Annotated in this window: 18 protein-coding genes; 11 read left to right on the plus strand and 7 right to left on the minus strand. The window is 60.7% G+C overall.

What is annotated here, in order from left to right; translation table 11 throughout:
• Window positions 1–228: 228 nt before the first annotated feature.
• Window positions 229–684 carry a cyclic nucleotide-binding domain-containing protein gene (locus ACODTY_RS21105; protein WP_488996162.1) on the minus strand — a complete coding sequence of 152 codons (456 nt, stop codon included), beginning with the start codon at window positions 682–684 and terminating at the stop codon, window positions 229–231.
• Between the two features lie 86 nt (window positions 685–770).
• Window positions 771–1,454 (minus strand): response regulator transcription factor, encoded by a 684-nt coding sequence (locus ACODTY_RS21110; protein ID WP_056237167.1) that lies wholly within the window; start codon window positions 1,452–1,454, stop codon window positions 771–773.
• Window positions 1,455–1,594: 140 nt separating this feature from the next.
• Here ACODTY_RS21110 and ACODTY_RS21115 point away from each other — a divergent pair, with 140 nt between their 5' ends.
• The gene (locus ACODTY_RS21115) at window positions 1,595–2,143 is read left to right on the plus strand and encodes a L,D-transpeptidase family protein (protein WP_488996199.1); all 549 of its coding nucleotides are present in this window, start codon (window positions 1,595–1,597) and stop codon (window positions 2,141–2,143) included.
• Here ACODTY_RS21115 and ACODTY_RS21120 read toward each other — a convergent pair.
• Genes ACODTY_RS21120 through tsaD form a run of 5 tightly spaced genes read right to left on the minus strand, consistent with a single transcriptional unit; the run spans window position 2,136 to window position 5,682 of the window.
• Window positions 2,136–2,795, minus strand: a complete 660-nt coding sequence (locus ACODTY_RS21120) for a class I SAM-dependent methyltransferase (protein WP_488996200.1) — start codon at window positions 2,793–2,795, stop codon at window positions 2,136–2,138. The genes ACODTY_RS21115 and ACODTY_RS21120 overlap by 8 nt on opposite strands.
• A 2-nt stretch (window positions 2,796–2,797) precedes the next feature.
• Window positions 2,798–3,223: an EVE domain-containing protein gene (locus tag ACODTY_RS21125; protein ID WP_488996163.1), complete on the minus strand. Its 426-nt coding sequence runs from the start codon at window positions 3,221–3,223 to the stop codon at window positions 2,798–2,800.
• A gap of 33 nt (window positions 3,224–3,256) precedes the next feature.
• Window positions 3,257–3,550 (minus strand): YciI-like protein, encoded by a 294-nt coding sequence (locus ACODTY_RS21130; protein WP_488996164.1) that lies wholly within the window; start codon window positions 3,548–3,550, stop codon window positions 3,257–3,259.
• A gap of 24 nt (window positions 3,551–3,574) precedes the next feature.
• On the minus strand, window positions 3,575–4,576 hold the full coding sequence (locus ACODTY_RS21135; protein ID WP_488996165.1) for an NAD(P)H-dependent glycerol-3-phosphate dehydrogenase: 1,002 nt from the start codon (window positions 4,574–4,576) through the stop codon (window positions 3,575–3,577).
• On the minus strand, window positions 4,573–5,682 hold the full coding sequence (gene tsaD, locus ACODTY_RS21140; protein WP_488996166.1) for a tRNA (adenosine(37)-N6)-threonylcarbamoyltransferase complex transferase subunit TsaD: 1,110 nt from the start codon (window positions 5,680–5,682) through the stop codon (window positions 4,573–4,575). Before tsaD ends, ACODTY_RS21135 begins: the two co-directional genes overlap by 4 nt.
• 76 nt (window positions 5,683–5,758) lie before the next feature.
• Between tsaD and hemC the strand changes: the two genes are divergently transcribed.
• The 10 genes from hemC (at window position 5,759) to ACODTY_RS21190 (ending at window position 14,477) form a co-directional block, all read left to right on the plus strand.
• Window positions 5,759–6,685, plus strand: coding sequence for a hydroxymethylbilane synthase (hemC, locus tag ACODTY_RS21145; protein WP_488996167.1), 927 nt, complete (start codon window positions 5,759–5,761; stop codon window positions 6,683–6,685).
• Between the two features lies 1 nt (window position 6,686).
• A complete protein-coding gene (locus tag ACODTY_RS21150) occupies window positions 6,687–7,400 on the plus strand; it encodes a uroporphyrinogen-III synthase (RefSeq protein WP_488996168.1) in 714 nt (237 codons plus the stop codon).
• A gap of 108 nt (window positions 7,401–7,508) precedes the next feature.
• Window positions 7,509–8,924, plus strand: a complete 1,416-nt coding sequence (locus ACODTY_RS21155) for a COG4223 family protein (RefSeq protein ID WP_488996169.1) — start codon at window positions 7,509–7,511, stop codon at window positions 8,922–8,924.
• A gap of 10 nt (window positions 8,925–8,934) precedes the next feature.
• Window positions 8,935–10,554, plus strand: a complete 1,620-nt coding sequence (locus tag ACODTY_RS21160) for a heme biosynthesis protein HemY (RefSeq protein WP_488996170.1) — start codon at window positions 8,935–8,937, stop codon at window positions 10,552–10,554.
• Between the two features lie 73 nt (window positions 10,555–10,627).
• Entirely contained in the window at window positions 10,628–11,107 is a 480-nt protein-coding gene (locus ACODTY_RS21165) for a tellurite resistance TerB family protein (protein WP_488996171.1), read from the plus strand.
• A 33-nt stretch (window positions 11,108–11,140) separates the two neighbouring features.
• A complete protein-coding gene (locus ACODTY_RS21170) occupies window positions 11,141–11,854 on the plus strand; it encodes a glutamine amidotransferase (protein WP_488996172.1) in 714 nt (237 codons plus the stop codon).
• A gap of 331 nt (window positions 11,855–12,185) precedes the next feature.
• On the plus strand, window positions 12,186–12,503 hold the full coding sequence (locus ACODTY_RS21175) for a hypothetical protein (protein WP_488996173.1): 318 nt from the start codon (window positions 12,186–12,188) through the stop codon (window positions 12,501–12,503).
• Window positions 12,504–12,508: 5 nt separating this feature from the next.
• Window positions 12,509–12,898 carry a hypothetical protein gene (locus ACODTY_RS21180; RefSeq protein WP_056237140.1) on the plus strand — a complete coding sequence of 130 codons (390 nt, stop codon included), beginning with the start codon at window positions 12,509–12,511 and terminating at the stop codon, window positions 12,896–12,898.
• Between the two features lies 1 nt (window position 12,899).
• Entirely contained in the window at window positions 12,900–13,067 is a 168-nt protein-coding gene (locus ACODTY_RS21185; RefSeq protein WP_488996202.1) for a hypothetical protein, read from the plus strand.
• Window positions 13,068–13,079: 12 nt separating this feature from the next.
• On the plus strand, window positions 13,080–14,477 hold the full coding sequence (locus ACODTY_RS21190; protein ID WP_488996174.1) for an APC family permease: 1,398 nt from the start codon (window positions 13,080–13,082) through the stop codon (window positions 14,475–14,477).
• Window positions 14,478–14,735 lie beyond the last annotated feature (258 nt).

The following is a 14,735-nucleotide window of genomic DNA, read 5'->3' on the forward strand; positions in this document are numbered from 1 at the left end:
CGGCCGCCCGTCCTCCCGACCTCTCAATCGAGGTCAGTTCTTTGACAATGGCCAGACGGATGAGAATCCGGGCGTGGCAAGGGTAAATCACGAGCCTTGGACAGCCGTCTGGCCATTCCTCGGGGTCCCCGCCAGCGACGAGCGTAGCGAGAGAGCTTAAAGGCGGGGCAAGGAATCCCAGGGCCGAAAGGCAGCGTGGCGATGAATAAGTGTGTGCAAGCCATCAGCTCAGGCCGAGAAGCGCGGTGCGACCTGTTCGATGCGCTCGATGAGCGCCTGGAACTGCTCCAGGATGCGCTGGTGCAGGTGCGCGGCGAGGTCTGGATATTCCTCGAGGATGCGCCGGAACATCTTGCGGCTGAGGCGCAGCACTTCGGAATCCGTGGCTGCCGAGGCGCTGGTCAGGCGCTTGGTGTCGGCGATCAAAGCCAGTTCGCCAAGGATTGCACCGGGGCCCGCATTGGTGATGGGAACGCGGTTTTCGTCCGCCTCCCGGTAAAGCACGATGCTGCCGCTGACGACGATGTAGGCGCAATCGGCTTCGTCTTCTTCGAGGTAAAGCTTGCGGTCGGCGTGAAGAACGGTGGTCTCTGCGCCAAAGGCAAGCAGGCGCAACTGCTCCTGCGTGAAATCCGCAAACAGTTCTACGGCAGATAGGATGCGAATGTCGTCATCCAGCGCCATCAGCTATGTCCCCGTACCGACAGGTCGCTTCCCCTCTTAGCGCGACACCGCCCCGAATCGCACTTGGTCAATAAACGCCAAATTGCTTAAGGAACAAGCTTGTAGCCGCCGCTTTCCGTCACAAGAATTTCCGCGTTGGAAGGATCGCGTTCAATCTTCTGCCGCAAGCGATAGACATGCGTTTCCAGGGTGTGGGTGGTCACGCCCGAATTGTATCCCCAAACTTCCTCGAGCAGAATATCGCGCGTTACCACCTTCTGTTCGGCGCGGTAGAGATATTTGATGATCGAGGCTTCCTTTTCGGTAAGCCGTACCTTGCCCCCGCGCTGGTCGATCAGAAGCTTCTGGCTCGGCTTGAAGGTGTAGCCGCCGACCGAGAAGGTGGCGTCCTCGCTCTGCTCATGCTGGCGCAACTGCGCCCGGATGCGTGCGAGCAGCACGGCAAACCGGAACGGCTTGGTGACGTAGTCGTTGGCGCCCGCTTCAAGGCCAAGGATGGTGTCCGAATCGGTGTCATGGCCGGTCAGCATGATGATCGGCGCCTTGTAGCCGCCCTTGCGCAGCATCTTGACCGCCTCGCGGCCATCGAGATCGGGCAGGCCGACATCCATGATGAGCAGGTCGATGAGGCCCGTGCGCGCAGCCGACATGCCCTTGGCGGCAGTCGCTTCCTGCAGCACGTCGAATTCCTCGTAGAGCGAAAGTTGCTCGACGAGCGTTGAACGAAGATCTTCGTCGTCGTCGACAATCAGTATGGTCCTGGAAGTCATGGATCAATCCGTTGTTTTGAAATGTTTTTTGCAGCCATCAGTTGACCGTTGTCCATTTTTGCGGAACCTGATCGGCAAAACAGCCGAACAAAGTGATTTGTCCCGTGACCAGATCATACCTGAAAAATCGCGGGCGCAATGTGGCGGACGCAACTTTCCGCTCGGGTCTGCGAATCCTTCTTGTCCGTGCGAAACCTGGCAACCAGAGCAAAGGGTTCCTGCAAGCCGGAAATCTGGTGTTTCCCTGCGCACTCGGCAAGGGCGGCATTTCGTCAAACAAGCGCGAAGGCGATGGCGCGACGCCGCTTGCCACCATGCGCCTGCTCGGCGGCTACTTTCGCAACGACCATTTTGCCAAGGGCCGCATGACCCGCTTGCCGATGGCGCCGATCGGGCCGGACCTTGGCTGGTGCGAGGTGCCAGAAGACCGCAACTACAATCGCCCGGTGCGCATCCCTTACGGTGCCAGCCATGAACGGATGCGCCGCGACGACCGGCTCTACGACGCCTGCCTGGTGCTCGACTGGAACATTGCGCCGCGCCGGCGCGGTCGCGGCAGCGCCATCTTTTTCCATCTGGCGCGGCCAGGCTTCACGCCGACGCTGGGTTGCGTCGCTGTCACGGCGCGCACCATGGCGCGGCTGCTGCCGCTCCTTTCGGATCGGACGGTGCTGAAAGTCGTCAGGTAGCGGTTGAGGCAAACCGCCAGACGGTGGTTTTCTTGACCTCGGCATCTTCCAGCACGCGGGTGACTGGCACCTCGTACACCGCCAGTTTCTCGAAACCGGATTTCGGCAAATAGGCCCGACCCGGGTCGCCGACGATGATTGTCGCGCCACGGTTTTCGAGCGCCGAGAACCACGGCACGAGACGCTCCGCGAACGGCTTTTCGTAGAAGACGTCGCCCGCCAGCACGATGTCCCAGCCTGCGTCGGTATCCACGCAGTCGGTGCCGACAAAGCCGACATCGACGGCATTGGCCTGTGAGTTCAACCTGATCGCCGTTTCGCAGAACGGGTCGATGTCTGCGGCCGTCACCTCGGCAGCGCCTGCCTTGGCAGCGGCGATGGCGACGAGGCCCGAGCCGGACGCGAAGTCGAGCACTCTTTTGCCTCGAACCGTCTCGGGATGGTCGAGAACGTAGCGGGCTAAACCTTGGCCGCCAGCCCACGCGAAGGCCCAGAACGGCGGAGGCAGGCCGATTTCGGCCAGCTCTTCCTCGGTCCGTCGCCAAAGGTCGTGCGCCTCATCGGCAAGTTGAAGCACGATTTCCGGCACATGCGGCGGGGCAAGCAGCGCGGTGTTGTCGCGAATGAAGCGCTCGGCTGTTTGCGGGGTCAGCCTCACGGTGCCGGGTCGAGGCCACCCATGCGGCAGACTTCCTTCCACTCGGCCGGTGTCACCGGCTGGACGGACAGGCGACCGAGCCGCACCAAAGCCATTTCCGAGAGCTTCGGATGGGCCTTGATGTCGGCCAGCGTCGGCGGTGTTGGCACATCGCGGACGGCTCGGATGTCGACGCATTCCCAGCGGGGGTCGTCGGTGGTCGTGTCGTGATGGGCAAGCGCACACACCTCGGCGATGCCGACGATGTTGAGGCCTTCGTTGGAGTGATAGAAAAAGCCGAGGTCGCCGACCTGCATCGCCTTCATGTTGTTGCGTGCCGCATAGTTGCGCACGCCGTCCCATTGCGTGCCCTTGGAACCCAGCTTCTTCAACTGGTCGAAGGAAAATTTGAAAGGCTCGGACTTGAACAGCCAGTAGTTCATTCTGCGCTCCCCGTTGTTGGCTTGTTCGAGCCGTTATGCCGCAGGCTTGTTGAAAGCCCAGTTCCACGGCAGGATTTCGACGCTCTGGAACAGACCTGCCTTTGCATAGGGATCGCTTGCCGCGATCTTTTCCGCATCTGCCTGATCCGCAGCCTCGATGACGACAAGACTGCCGTTGGACTTGCCGTCGGCGTCCAGGAAGGGTCCGGCGAAGGCAAGCTTCTTCTCGTCGTTCAGGCCGTTCAAAAAGGCGACGTGGTTGGGTCGCGTGTCCATGCGTATCTGCAGCGCACCGGGCTTATCCTTGCAAATCAATGCGAACAGCATTTTCGGACATTCTCCTTGTCAGGTCTAAAGGTCGTGTTCATTTTTCAAAGGCCGGGCCATCAGGGCCGATACGGCTTGGTCGATGGTGACCGTGCCATCCAGAATGGCGGCGGCGGCCGAGATGATCGGTGCATCGACCCCGTGTTCGGCAGCGATGCGTGCGGCGATTGAGGCGGTCGCAACACCCTCGGCCAATGGCCGGCCGGCAAGGGATTCGCCACGGCCCAAGGCAAGGCCATAGGCAAAGTTGCGCGACTGGGTTGAAGAGCAGGTAAGCAGCAGGTCGCCGAGGCCGGACAGGCCCATCAGCGTTTCGGGTCTTGCGCCAAAGGCCGCCCCGATGCGGCGCAATTCGACGAAGCCGCGCGTGACCATCGCGGCCTGCGCGCTCGCGCCGAGGCCGGCACCTGTGACCGCACCCGCCGCGATGGCAAAGACGTTCTTCAGCGCACCGCCAATTTCGACGCCGGTCACGTCGTCGCTGGAATAGCAGCGCAAATTCTGCGCGGAAAAGCGGGCCGCTAGTTCCGTCGCCAACGCTTCGTCGTTTGCCGCTACCACGACTGCCGTCGGCAGGCCTCTTGCAACATCCACCGCAAAGCTAGGACCGGAGAGGATGGCGACAGGGTTGTGAGGCAACATCTCCGCGACAATGGAGGACAGAAGCGCGCCGGTTTCGCGTTCAATGCCCTTGGCGCAAAGGACGAGCGGAGTTCCTTTGCCGATATGCGGCGCGGCTTGCGTCAGAATCGATCGCAGCGACTGGGCCGGCGTCACCACAAGCACGCAATCGGTGTCCGCAAGCGCCTCGCTAACATCGGTTGTGGCTGCGATTCCCTTATCGAGAGCGATATCTGGAAGGTAACGCGGATTTTCTCCGCGCGTGATCGACGCAACCATTTCGGCGTCGCGCGCCCAGAGCCTGACCGAATGGCCGGCGCGCAGCATTGCGAGGCCCAGTGCGGTTCCCCACGCTCCTCCGCCGAGCACAGTGGTGCGCCAGATGGTTGGATCGCTTGCCATCATGCCTTGGCTCCGCGCCGACCTGAGCCAACGATGGGCGTCGAGATGGTGTCGAGCGGCCAGCGCGAGCGCGGTACGAAGTCGAAGTCGTCGTCGTTGTCGATGCCGGCGTTGATATGCTCGATGCCTGCCCAGGCGATCATGGCGGCATTGTCGGTGCAAAGGTTCAAAGGGGGTGCAACGAAACGGAACCCGCCCTGCAGGCAAAGTTTCTCAAGCGCTTGTTTGATTGCCAAATTGGCCGCTACGCCACCGGCAACCACTAATGCCGGCGCGGTAGCGTTCGGATATTCTTCGCGGAAGCGGTTCAGCGCACGCAAAACGCGGTCCGTTACGGCGTCGGCAACGGCTAGCTGGAAGGATGCGCAGATATCGCAAACGTCCTGTTCGGTCAGCGGGGCAATCGCCGTTGCAGCCTGCCGCACAGCGGTCTTGAGGCCCGAGAAGGAGAAATCCGGCTGAGCGGAGCCCTTCATCGGCCGTGGAAAGCTGAAACGGGAGGCGTCGCCGTTAGCGGCAGCCTTTTCGACATTGGGGCCGCCCGGATAGGGCAGGCCAAGCATCTTCGCCGTCTTGTCGAAAGCCTCACCCAAGGCATCATCGATGGTCGTCGCCCAACGCTGGTAGTCGCCAACGCCGGCAACCCGTACGATCTGGGTGTGGCCACCGGATACGAGCAGCAAGAGATAGGGAAATTCGATACCTTCGGTTAGCCGGGCGGTCAGCGCATGGCCCTCGAGATGATTGATGGCGATGAGCGGCTTGCCCGCCGCTGATGCGATGGCTTTTGCCGTCATCAACCCGACGATGAGTCCGCCGACCAGCCCCGGTCCGGCAGTCGCTGCCACGGCGTCGATATCGGAGAGGTCAACGCCGGCATCGGCAAGCGCGGCTTCGATGATGCCATCGAGCGCTTCGACATGGGCGCGGGCCGCGATTTCGGGCACGACGCCACCGAACGCGGCATGCTCTTCAATCTGGCTCAATACGATGTTGGAAAGAATCTCGGGCTTCGAATCGTTCGCCAACGAGACGACGCTTGCTGCCGTCTCGTCGCAACTTGTCTCAATGCCCAGTACACGGATCAATTCGTCGCAAACCTTCAACATTGCCCGGCCGGGCTTTCCCCGATAGGAGGAAGCTTGCCAAGCCTTGCCAGCCGGGGGTTATCACGGACCGCGCGTCATGCAAACTGTATTGAAAATAGGAACGCGCGCCAGCCAGCTTGCAATGGCGCAGGCGCATGAGTCGCGCGCAAGGCTGATGAAGGCGCACGATTTGCCTGAATCGGCGTTCGAGATCGTGCCGATCACCACCACCGGCGACCGCATCCAGAACCGCCCGTTGTCCGAAGCCGGCGGCAAGGGCCTGTTTACCAAAGAACTGGAAGAGGCGCTCTACGATCGACGCATCGATATTGCGGTTCATTCGTCCAAGGACATGCCGACCGTGCTGCCCGACGGCTTGCAGCTTTCCACGTTCCTGCCGCGAGAGGACGCTCGCGACGCCTTCATCGGCAAGACTGCAAAGACCATCGCCGACCTGCCGAAGGGGGCGAAACTTGGTTCATCATCCCTACGCAGGCAGGCCTTGATCCGCCGCATTAGGCCGGATCTCGATGTGGTGCTGTTTCGTGGCAATGTGCAGACGCGCTTGCGCAAGCTCGACGAGGGCGTTGCGGAAGGCACGATACTTGCGCTGGCCGGCTTGAGGCGACTCGGGATGGATCATATTGCAAGCGATGTGATGGCGCTGGATACGTTCCCGCCTGCGCCCGGCCAAGGGGCGATCAGCATTGAAAACCGCATTGGCGACGATAGGGTTGCACGGATGCTCCAGCCGATCCATCACGTAGAAACCGGGCAGGCCCTGGCTTGCGAACGCGCATTCCTGGCTTCGCTCGACGGCTCCTGCAGGACACCCATCGCTGGTTATGCGACGGTTTCGGACGGCTGGCTGACCTTCAAGGGTCTGATCATCACGCCGGATGGAACTCTCTGGCACGAGATTTCGGCGGAGGGTCAAGCCGGGGATGCCGCAGCTATCGGCAGGCAAGCGGGGGCCGATATCCGCGCCAAGGCCGGTTCGCAGTTCTTCGAAGGTTGGTTCTGACATGCGTCGCGTGTTGATCACGCGACCTAAGCCAGGGGCCAGCCATACGGCCCGGAAACTGGCGGAACTTGGTTTCGAGCCGGTGTTGCTGCCGCTGTCGGACACAATCCCACTGTTCCCAGAACAAAGTGCGGTGCCGAGTGATGCCGCCGCTGTTGCCATCACCAGCGCCAATGCAATTCGCCATGCCGCACCTGAACTGCTTTCCGCACTCTCCAGCCTTCCGTGCCATGCGGTGGGAACAAAAACCGCTCAAGCTGCTAGGTCAGCAGGGTTTTCTTCTGTTCGTGAAGGTCCAGGCGAAGCGTTGGCATTGGCTGACCAGATTGCCGCGTCCTTTTCCGGGAGCTTGGTCTATTTGTGCGGACGAGTTCGCCTTGCCGGGTTCGAGGACCGGTTGGCTGGTTCAGGCGTCAGGGTCCATCCATTGGAGAGCTACGATACTGTCAGTTTGGAGTACTCTGACGAGGCTGTTTCCGTTCATTTGGCTGATCGGCCCGTAGATGCGGTTCTCTTGTACTCGGCCAAGGCGGCTCATGCTTTCGGCGTGCTGGCTGAGCGGTCGGGAACGCGCCATCTATTTGAAGGGGCAGGTCTTTTTGTTCTTTCGCAGAGAATTGCATCGGCGTTGAGGCAGCACGCTTGCGCCGCTGCATCGGTGGCAGCGCAGCCAACGGAGCAAGCGCTGTTGACGCTTTTGGGCGCTCGGCGCTGAGGCGCGTCATCACACCGCCCCTTTTCACGGCTTTGAGGTGTGATAGACCTCTTTCGCAATCCATTGCCGCTTGGCGGTAAAGACGAACCGAGTTTTGGGGAGCCAGGCATGGTGAAGACGCCGAAAACGCGCCATTCGAAACGGGCAAGCGATCCGGTGACGATCGAGCTTGAGCCCGGCGCCGTTTCGCGAATCGCTGACGACAAGACGTCAACTTCAAACGATGAGCCGGCTGTAGAAGCAACGCAATCGGATGCAGTCATCGACAACGACGTCGGTCATGGCAAGGATGACGCCGCCGCTCCGGTCGCTGCGGAGGACACTACCGAGGCAAAGGAAGGCTCGGAGCGCAGCAGTTTCGACTATTCCTTCGAGGACCAGCCTCCGAAGCCGGCGGCGGAATGGCCTTCGAGCAATGCGTCTGGTGAGCCGTCGCCCAGTTGGGGCAAGACGGACAGCCCAAGTGCTGCTGGTGCTCGCCAGCCACGAGCCGTGCGCAGTGGCAGGAGTGGCATCGCGGCAGGCATTCTGGGTGGCGTCATCGCTCTTGCCGGAGCCGGTGCGCTTCAGTTTGCCGGCATCCTCGGCACACCCGGTTCCGTCGCATTGGATGGCGTGAACAGTCAGGTCGCGTCGCTGCAAAGGGAAATCACCGCACTTACGGAATCGCAGAACGGTGGCGATGCGGCCGCTAGGATCGGTGACTTGTCGCAGGGGCTGGATCAGGTGAAGGCAGACCTCTCGGCATTAAAATCGGCTGTCGATGCAAGCACACCCGCAAACGGCACGGAGCTTGGCGCTCTGAACGACAAGGTCCAGCAGGTCGAGGCAGCGGTTACGGCGCTTGGCGAGGCGGCAAAGGTTGAGCCGGTCGATCTTGCGCCGGTCAACGAAAAGCTCTCTGCTCTGGAGGCATCGATCAAGTCGGCAACCGACGCCGCGACAGAACAAAGTGGTCGGCTGACGTCCCTGGAACAATCCTTCGCGTCGCTTTCGACCACAGTTGAGGCGCAGGCTTCGCAACCCAAGATCGCGCTGGCGATTGCGGCCTCGGCTTTGAAGTCGGCGCTTGATCGCGGCGCGCCGTTCGCAGCCGAGCTCGAAACCTTTGCTGCAATTGCACCTGACGCGCCGCAACTGGCAACGCTGCGAACCTATGCCGAAAAAGGCGTGCCGACCCGCGCCGAGATCACGGCAGAGACAGATGCCGCGGCCAATGCGATGGTCTCGGCTGCAAGGCCAGTCGATCAGAATGCCGGTTTTGTCGAGCGCCTGATGTCGAGTGCGGAATCGTTGGTGAAGGTTCGCCCCATCGGTGCCGTGGAGGGTGCAGGCGTTCCCGAGACGGTCGCGCGCATGGAGGTGGCGGTCACGCAGGTGGACTATGCCAAGGCGCTTGCCGAATATGAGAGCCTGCCGGACGCGGCAAAGGTCGCAGGAGCGGAATTTGCCGGCAGGCTGAAAGCCCGCATGGAAGTTGAAGCGCAGATCGATGCGCTGATTTCCAGTGCAATGAAGTCGTGAGGCGCGGGCAATGATCCGGATCCTGTTTTTCCTCGCTGTCGTATTCGGCCTTGGCCTTGGCTTTGCCTGGCTGGCCGACAGGCCGGGCGACATGGTCGTCACCTTCGACGGCTACCAGTATCAGGTCAGCCTGATGGTGGCCGCAGTGGCGGTCGTCGCGGCGGTTGCGGCGGTCATGATTGCGTGGTGGCTGATCAAATCGGTCTGGAACAGCCCCTATGCCATCGCCCGGCACTTCAGGGTGCGGCGCAGGGACCGCGGTTACCAGGCCTTGTCCACCGGCATGATTGCCGCCGGTGCCGGCGACGGCGCGCTGGCGCGCAAGAAGAGCAAGGAAGCCGCCAAGCTGATCCGTTCCGACCAGGAGCCTCTGATCTATCTTCTTGAAGCTCAAGCGTCCCTGCTCGAGGGCGACCATGACGGCGCCCGGCAGAAATTCGAGGCGATGCTTGATGATCCCGAGATGCGACTGCTTGGGCTGCGCGGACTTTACCTGGAAGCGCAGAGGCTGGGTGACAGGACAGCCGCCCGCCATTATGCGGGCCGTGCAGCCTCCGCAGCCCCTCAACTTGCCTGGGCAGCGGAATCGACGCTTGAGGAGCTTACCGCGCGTGGCGATTGGGATGGTGCGCTGACCTTGGTCAATGCGCAGAAGTCGACCCACCAGATCGAGCGTGACGCAGCCAACCGCCGTAGGGCAGTGCTCTTGACCGCCAAGGCCGAGGGACTGATGGATCATGACCCCGTTGCAGCCAAGGCGGCCGCGCTGGAAGCCAATCGCCTGCAGCCGGAATTCGTCCCGGCTGCGGTCATCGCAGCCAAGGTGCTCTTCCAGCAGAACGACGTGCGCAAGGGCTCCAAGGTGCTGGAGACCGCTTGGCGCGCCGAACCCCATCCGGCAATCGCCGACCTTTACACGCATGCCCGTCCCGGCGATGCCGTGCTCGACCGGCTCGGCCGCGCCCGCAAGCTGCAGGACATGAAGAAGAACAACGCCGAGGCGTCGCTTGCCGTGGCGCGGGCTGCGTTCGACGCCCAAGACTACAGGGCCGCCAGGGCAGAGGCGGAAGCTGCCATCCGTATCGATCGGCGCGAGGGGGCGTATCTGCTTCTGGCCGACATCGAGGAGGCTGAAACGGGCGACGAGGGCAAGGTGAGGCAATGGCTGGCCAAGGCCGTGCGCGCGCCGCGCGACCCTGTCTGGGTTGCCGACGGCGTGGTTTCCGAGCGATGGGCGCCGCTTTCTCCTGTTACTGGTAAGCTCGACGCTTTCGAATGGCGTGCGCCAACGGAACGGCTCGGCCAGTTGATCGACAATCAGGCGAGCGCTCCAGAGATCTCACTCGCCATTCCGGCATCGTCGGCGGATGCTCCGGAGGGCGAGCGCGAGCCGGCAAAGGGAGACGGGTTCGATCTACCAGCAAAGGCAGTTGAAAAGGCCAAGGGCCGGCCCGCGACGGGCTTGTCGGGTCAAGCCACAAACGCGGGGCCGATTGTCGTGGATTCCCCAAATCATGTATCGGAAGAAGCGGCTGACGCGGCGGATCATCCGTTGCGCCTGCCCGACGATCCTGGTGTCGAACCTGACGAGGAAGTCGCGGCAGCGCCCGGCCGCTTCAAACTTTTCTGATCTTAGCGTTCTGAACCCTGCATTTGCGGATCGTTTCGCTTGTGGGTAGCTTCGGATGAACGGGAATCAGTCGATGCTCGATCGTGTGCTGTCATTTCTCAAGGATTTGCCCGGCGGCAGTGACCGGCGGGGGGTGGATGACGATGCGCGCATCGCCGCATCCGCGCTGCTTTTTCACGTCATGGACGTCGATGGGGTTCGGCAGGACGCTGAGTGGGAGCGTTTCAAGGCGGTGTTGGCCGAGACCTATGACGTGCGGGGCGAGGAGCTTGCGAAGCTGGTTAAGGCAGGCGAGAAAGCCGACCGCGATGCGGTCGATCTTTATTCATTCACCAGCGTGCTGAAACGGCACCTCGATGTCGAAGCCCGAAAGGCGTTTGTCGGCCTGATGTGGGATGTCGTGTACGCCGATGGCGAATTGCACGAACTTGAGGACAATACCGTTTGGCGTGTTGCCGAACTGATCGGCGTCGAGCGCGAGGATCGAATTGCGGCGCGCAGGAAAGCGGCGGCCAATGTGCCCGGCGCAACAGGTGCATCGGGCAATGAGTGATACCCTTTATCGAATCCAGGACCTCTTTCTCTCATGCTTGCCAGACCTCGACCGAAAATTCTGATCGTTCTGCATCAGGAGACTTCGAGTTCCGGCCGCGTCGGCCACATGCTGGTCGAGAAGGGTTTCGAGCTTGACGTGAGACGACCTCCGCTGGGCGATGTGTTGCCTGATACGCTGGATGAGCATGCCGGTGCGGTCGTCTTCGGTGGTCCGATGAGCGCCAACGATCCAGATGATTTCGTCAAGCGCGAAACCGACTGGCTCAAGATACCTTTGCGCGAGAACAGGCCGCTGCTGGGTATCTGCCTTGGCGCGCAGATGATGGTCAATCACCTTGGCGGCAAGGTCGAGGGGCATGGCGACGGGCTCGTCGAAATCGGCTGGTATCCGCTCAAGGCGACCGACGAAGGCAGGAAGCTGATGCAGTGGCCGGAAATGGTCTATCAGTTCCATCGCGAAGGGTTTTCGCTCCCGAAGGACGCGACACTGCTTGCCACCGCTGATGCCTATCCGAACCAGGCCTTCCGCTACGGCCAGAATGCCTGGGGCATTCAGTTCCATAGTGAGTTGACGCAAGTGATGATGCACCGTTGGGTGGTGCGCGGGGCGCACCGCTTCGTGCTTCCCGGGGCTCAACCCGGTCGCGATCATCTCGGCGGGCGCTTGATATGGGACATGCATCTGAAGCGCTGGTTGGGCGAATTCCTGCAAACAGTGTTCGGCAAGGTTTCGGCGGAGCGCTGATTTCTTCACTGCCCGCCTGCCCATCTCGCGAGCCGCCACCCGTGAAACGTCTTGCCAATTTCCCGGCTATCCAGCTGCCGAGGGCACGAAAGGCGAATCCATGGGGTCCGGGAGGAGCCGCATATGCTCATCGCTTCTGATTGCTCGAACCGCGCAATTCTGAAATAACTGTCGGTTGCGAATTCGCCAAAAGTGCCTCGACAAAATTCCTGCGCCTAAAGTAATTTCACTTGACAGAATAAAAGGCCTAGAAAATATTCTTACAGGGCAAGAAATTTGCGACTTATGCAAATTGCCCCAGCTTGACGCATTTCATAAGGGAGGAAAACCAATGGAAGCGGTCGGCATAAATCCAACTATCGACAGCGACTTGGAAGCACGCATTGCCAGAATGCATTCGCGCGACAGAACGGGGCTTGTGATATTTGTCCTCGCTCTTTGGTGCGCGCTTTTGTTCACGCTTTTCAGCATCTGGTCCTTCATATCCGTACCGGCCATTCAGATCATCCTGGTAGTGGCTGGAGGGTTCGTCCTCTTGCTCAACACCGCAGCTATCGTTGCAATGCTGCGGCACTACGATGAAGACCGGCACTTCATTTATGGTCTCGATCTCAAGCATCTCGACGAGATGCGTAGGCGCAAAGGCTAATCCCGATGGCATACGAACCGAAGAAGCAGGGCCTGGCGGCCCAGATTTTTGACGTCGTCACTTTGCTCGTTCTGACTGTGGGGGCACTCTATGTTCCCCTCTATATGGGGCTCGCGGGCGCCGCGAAAACCCCAAATCCAATCGAGAATCCGACATGGGAAGCTCTCGGCCAGAATGCCGCGGAACAGCGGCAATGGGAGGCGCTAGGCATTACCGATCCCGCGTCGGTAAACGACATGATCACCGCTCGTTTCGACTACAGCTTCAGCTGGGCGGCGCTCATCATCATGATCGTATCCGTTGTCGGATACTTCGTGTTGGTGGTGCGGCTATCGGACAGGGAATACCGAGAAGTTCTGGACGAACGCTTCGGCTCGAAGCGCAAAGGGGGCTGACATGGATATCTGGAATTTTCTGGAATACGGAGCCTGGGCTCTGTCAGTGATTTTTGGCGCCTTTCTTCTCATCGACCTCATTCGTGTCGACACGACTTATGACAACGACCTGCTGACCTCCTCTCGCGAAGGCGAGATCGAGGCCACGCAGGAACGTCACACGATTTGAGAGGCAATCAAAATGGCAAACATCACAAATGATGCAGCGAAGCCGGAACGGCTTCAGCTGTTGCGCGTGCTGGGTCCTGCCCATGTTTGGGCGCTCGGCGTTGGTATCGTTCTGGTCGGCGAATATATGGGCTGGAATTTCGCCGTCGGCAAAGGCGGAATGATCGCTGGCCTGGTCGCATGCTGGGTCGCCGGCCTGCTCTACACCTGCGTAGCCATGATCGATTCCGAAGTGACCTCGACCGTTGCGGCTGCCGGCGGACAATATGCCCAGGCAAAGCATATCGTTGGCCCGTTGATGGCATTCAATGTCGGTCTGTTTCTCGTCATGGCCTACACCATGCTCGAAGCCGCAAACGCCATAACGGTGGGTTTCCTGCTCGACACGGTCGCCGGCATGACGGGCCATTCCGGCCTGCACCAGCAACCATTCATCGTTCTGGCGATCATGTTCCTGGCATGGCTGAACTATCGTGGCGTGCTTGCCACGCTGACGTTCAACCTGGTGATCGTGGCAGTGGCGTTCACCGCCATCTGCGTCCTGTTCTTCGCCATTCAGTTTGGAGCCTCGAATGTCCCGCTTGATTTCTCGGCGGTGACGGAAGAGCCGCTTCCCTATGGATGGCTGGGCATAGTGGCCTCTCTACATTTCGGCCTCTGGTACTACCTGGGTATCGAAGGGACCTGTCAGGCGGCCGAAGAAGTGCGTTCGCCAGCGCGCTCGCTGCCTTACGGAACCATGGCCGGGATCATGACGCTACTGATTGCAGCTACCCTGACCTGGTATATGTGTTCGGGACTCATTCCGTGGGAATATCTCGGTCAGGCGGGAACACCGCTGTTCGACGCTGCCCGTGTGACCGGCAATGTCTGGCTGATGGTGCTTCTGTTCATTGGCACGATCTTCGCCACGCTTGCTTCGGCCAACGGCTGCATCAACGATGCATCACGTGCCTGGTTTTCGATGGGGCGTGACCGGTATCTGCCGAGCTGGTTCGGTGCCGTTCACCCGGTCTACCGCACACCGTATCGGTCGATCGTGTTCCTCGTACCGATCGCACTGATCTTCGCACTTGGCGCACCACTTGATCAGGTCGTCACCTTCTCGATCCTGTCAGGACTTCTCGGCTATACGTTCATGACGTTCAACATGGTCATGTTCCGCCGCAAGTGGCCGCTCGACACGATCAAACGGGGCTACGTGCATCCGTTCCACCCGTTGCCGACGATCATTCTGCTGATCCTGTGCTCGTCCGCCTTCTTCGCAGTGTTCCTGGGGTATGGCACCCAGCTCATCGCGATGATGTGCTTCTACATCATTGCCTCGCTCTGGTTCCATTTCAGGCGTTACCAGTATGTACGCCGTGGCGACCAGTTCACCATGCCCTGGCCGAGACCTCAGGGTTACTAAAAGTGGAGACGGGCAGCGGTTGCTCTGCTGCCCGTCTCGTATTCTACCGATAGCAGGCACTTTGAACGGCTTTCGCAAAAGCGCGATTGCCAGGACCCAGGGACACCCATGGCCACCAATATTGCCTTCGCAATTTTCGCCCTTGTATCTGTTGCCTGGCTGGTTGCGCGAGCCGTGCAGGACCATAGCAGCGCCTTGGCAATGCGAAGGGGTCTGTTGGATGAGGTTGCCGGCCTGTTCGGTGACGCAAGGATCACT

This window comes from Mesorhizobium sp. FG116 (assembly GCF_057809835.1).